Annotated in this window: 6 protein-coding genes; 5 read left to right on the top strand and 1 reads right to left on the bottom strand. The window is 45.8% G+C overall.

Translation table 11 applies throughout. From position 1 onward, the window contains the following. A partial coding sequence (locus AC5V8P_RS24190) for a GyrI-like domain-containing protein (protein ID WP_495473953.1) occupies positions 1 to 294 on the top strand: 294 nt, incomplete at its 5' end. An 83-nt stretch (positions 295 to 377) separates the two neighbouring features. Here the strand turns inward: AC5V8P_RS24190 and AC5V8P_RS24185 are convergent. After that, positions 378 to 1613: an MFS transporter gene (locus AC5V8P_RS24185; protein ID WP_064796256.1), complete on the bottom strand. Its 1236-nt coding sequence runs from the start codon at positions 1611 to 1613 to the stop codon at positions 378 to 380. A 197-nt stretch (positions 1614 to 1810) separates the two neighbouring features. Here AC5V8P_RS24185 and AC5V8P_RS24180 point away from each other — a divergent pair, with 197 nt between their 5' ends. The 4 genes from AC5V8P_RS24180 to AC5V8P_RS24165 form a co-directional block, all read left to right on the top strand. Next, positions 1811 to 2398, top strand: coding sequence for a TetR/AcrR family transcriptional regulator (locus AC5V8P_RS24180; protein WP_064796129.1), 588 nt, complete (start codon positions 1811 to 1813; stop codon positions 2396 to 2398). Positions 2399 to 2419: 21 nt separating this feature from the next. Then, positions 2420 to 2812, top strand: a complete 393-nt coding sequence (locus AC5V8P_RS24175; RefSeq protein ID WP_063209229.1) for a hypothetical protein — start codon at positions 2420 to 2422, stop codon at positions 2810 to 2812. Between the two features lie 33 nt (positions 2813 to 2845). Next, positions 2846 to 3397 (top strand): O-acetyl-ADP-ribose deacetylase, encoded by a 552-nt coding sequence (locus tag AC5V8P_RS24170; protein ID WP_063209231.1) that lies wholly within the window; start codon positions 2846 to 2848, stop codon positions 3395 to 3397. Positions 3398 to 3488: 91 nt separating this feature from the next. Next, positions 3489 to 3770, top strand: a 282-nt coding sequence (locus tag AC5V8P_RS24165; protein ID WP_495473952.1) for an NUDIX domain-containing protein, incomplete at its 3' end; no start/stop codon positions are given.

Here is a 3770-nt window from a genome sequence, read left to right as displayed (position 1 = left end):
GAAAATGGTTGTTATACTGACTATGAAAATGGGGCTTTGGGCGAGTATACATTTTTTATCGGAAAGAAAGCGACTGAGGATTTCCAGACTCCTGACGATCTTGAAGAACTCGTAATTCCGGCTGCACGCTACGCTATTTTTCAGGCAACCCATGAACCATCTTCTGTCTTCCGTGTATGGCAGACAATTTGGGCATGGGCTGCCACGGGACAAGGGGAGAGAGCCTACACAGGTGATTTTGAAGTCTATGGCAATCCAGATGAGCCCGTTTTGATTTATATTGCAATCAAGTGATGATTTACAGTGCTAGAAGAGAACCGCCTAGGCCGTTGTTGAGGTCTAGGTGATTTTTCGTTGATCCAATCCGAGTTTTACGATTAAGCTGCACGTCGAGTCACTACCCAGAAAATGAGAGCCAGAGCACTGACACCAGTCCCCAATAGACAGACTCCGCTCCACCCAGCGTAGGTATACATGTGAGTCGAGGCAATGGCTCCAGTGGCGCTGCCGATGGAATAAAATATCATGTAGCCTGCGGTAAGTCGGCTTCGTGCCTCAGGGCGAACGTTGAAAATCAAGCTCTGGTTAGTGACATGTACAGCCTGTACGGCCAAATCCAAAAGTATGACGCCAAGAGCTAAAGCCAATAGAGAATGCTCGGTGTAGTGTATAGGCAGCCAGGACAGCAGCAATACAACTAGTGCGGTACCTGTCGTTCGTTGTCCCAAGCCTTGATCAGCAAGCCGTCCTGCTTGTGCAGCTGCTAATGCTCCGGCGACCCCAGCCAGGCCGAAGGCCCCAATAGCAGTATGTGAAAGAGACAATGGGGGAGTACTGAGAGGCAATACAAGTGAAGTCCACAATATGCTGAACGCTGTGAAAATGAGCAGTGCAAGGACAGCACGAATACGCAAAATTCGTTCTTGGACGAACAGTGCGATAACCGAGTGAAGCAACTGCGCGTAGGAAAGTGTGGCGCTTGAGGGTTCGTTCTTTGGGAGCACTCGCAACAGAGCTACAGCCATAAACAGTGTTAGTGTAGCAGAAACAAGGTAAACTGAACGCCAGCCTGCCAGATCGGTTAATACACCAGCAACGGTTCGTGCCAGCAAAATGCCGATAACGACTCCGCTGGTTACCAGCCCTACGATCTGCCCGCGTTCTGTCGGATGAGCCAAAGTCGAGGCGAAAGCTACGAGTGTTTGAGTCACCACAGCCAGCAGTCCGACCATCGCCATTCCGATAAGCAGTATGGTACGGGTAGGAGCAAAGCTAACCACGATTAATGCCAGTACGGATAGCAGCATTTGGCCTGTAATTAATCGTCGCCGATTCAAAAGATCGCCAAGCGGGACGAGCAGCAGCAGTCCCAGCGCATAGCAAATTTGTGTGACGGTAATAACGATACCAACCGATGAGTGTGTAATGCCAAACTCATGCGCCAGCGCATCCAGTAAGGGCTGTGCATAGTAAATGTTAGCGACAGCCAGCCCGCAGGCTATAGCAAACAAAAGTGCCACAGATCGAGATAGGACACGAACAGGGGCTGTTTCCGCAGTGTTGGCTATCGCTTGATTGGAGAGGAGTAGCGCTTTTTCTTTTGACGTCTTCATTTTCACATATCACGTCGCTTTCTGTAATTTATGTACCGATCAATATAATATACTGGTTGGTACATAATGATTTTAGGTCAATATAACTTGCATTAATACGATATGTCAAGAGTTTAACCTGCACAGATTTGACATCCTCCTCGGGCAAACGTACAATCTTAATATACTGATCGATACGAAAAGAGGGGGGGTAAAATATGGTTCGTCCACGGGAATTTGATGAAGATCAAGCGTTGAATGCAGCGATGCAAGTTTTTTGGGAAAAGGGATTCGAGGCCACATCTTTAAGCGATTTAACTTCCCGTATGGGAATACAGCGCCCCAGCATGTATGCAGCCTTTGGGGATAAAAAGCAATTATTTGAAGCTGCGCTGCGTAAATATACGCAATCTCATGCTGCACATGTAAGGGCGGAACTGCAAAGCAGCTCGTCTGTAAAACAGGCATTTTCCAATTTTTTTAAAGGCATTGTGGCAGAGGAGTACGAGAATGGAATTAATAGAGGATGCTTTTGTATTAATACGATGGTAGAATTAGCTCCCCATGATGAGAGATTTGAAATTTTAACCAGAGAACATCAAATGTATCTATCTGCCGTCTTTCAGGAAACCCTCGAACGAGGTATTCAATCCGGGGAGCTTGGGGTAACTATAGATGCACGAGCTTTGGCGCATACGTTGGTCTCTTTGTTGATCGGGATTACCGTGATGATGAAGTCACGCCCAGCGCGTTCTTTTGTGGATGATGCGGTTGCGACCGCACTTATGTTGCTGGATGGAAAATAACTTAGAAGGGAGAGCACCTAGGTGTCGCAGATAAAAGCTATTCAAACGCCGCTTGGTGAATTGCATGGACGGGATGCAGTCTATTTGGATCATGTGTATATGAATTATGCGAAGAAAGAGCTGGTTTTGAAAGGAGAGATTAATGGCGGGTTGGCGCCTGAGGCAGTAGACGATTTTGTACCCTATGAGCTTATATTTACAGGAGTTTACTACTTTAATATGATTGAACTGGATGTGGCATTAGGTATGTCTGAGCAAAAGTATACGCAAGGTAGCTGTTTTGATGAGCTTACAGATACGCCTTTATTGGCTGCAATAGCTAGTGAACGGGGGAAAGATCTAAAACACTTTCTGTTGAAAACCTATGACGATATATTCGAAATCGCTTGTAGAGACTATAAGATGACTATATAAATAAAACTGATTTTTAGAAGAGGAGGGGGATCGATGGATATTTCGATTGAACTATTTAACGTGCTCATACGTGTGTTGCAAGGGGATATTACCCGTTGCAAGACAGATATTATTGTCAATGCAGCAAATACAAGCTTGCTGGGTGGCGGTGGTGTAGATGGTGCGATTCATAGAGCTGGCGGTCCGGCTATATTGGAAGATTGTATCCGAATCAGAAACAAGCAAGGGGGATGTCCGGTAGGAGGCGCGGTTTATACAACGGCTGGCAAGCTGGATGCCCAATATGTTGTTCATACTGTCGGCCCTGTATGGAATGGTGGCAATCATCATGAAGAAGAACTACTGGCGACATGCTACCGTCATACACTGCAATTAGCTTTAGAGCTGAATGCACGCAGCATTGCTTTTCCCAATATCAGCACAGGCATCTACCGATTTCCGAAAGAAAAGGCCGCCGAGATTGCTATACAGGAAGTGACACGTTTTATACAAAAGCATACTGGTTTGAATGAGATTATTTTTGTTTGTTTTGATATAGAAAATGCTCAGTTATACAGCCGCAAGTTACAGTCATCTAAAGATTAATTTATTATTATACATACTTAAGCTCCTCATTTAACTTGTTCAAACGCATTGATTGATTTGATGTAAAGAAAAGCTCAACTGGAGGTGTGCGATGCTGGCTAAGCTGGTAAATAAAATCCCACGGGATTGGCTTGTATTCATGTATAAGCATACACCGTTCACTCGATTAAAAAATGCATTGGTGTACCAGGCACAACATAAATTTTTAGTTGCTGTGTTGGGCATTTTTACGAATGATGCCGGGGAAGTGCTGCTATTAAAGCACGTATACCGGAAGCAGCCGTGGGGGATTACCGGCGGCTGGATGGAGCTAGAGCAGCCGGGAACTGCCTTACGGCGCGAAGTCTGGGAAGAAACTGGGCTGGAGGTAGAG

This window comes from Paenibacillus sp. N119s (assembly GCF_059447605.1).
Note: the sequence above shows the minus strand (reverse complement) of the source record. Positions and strands in the feature narration are given on the sequence as shown.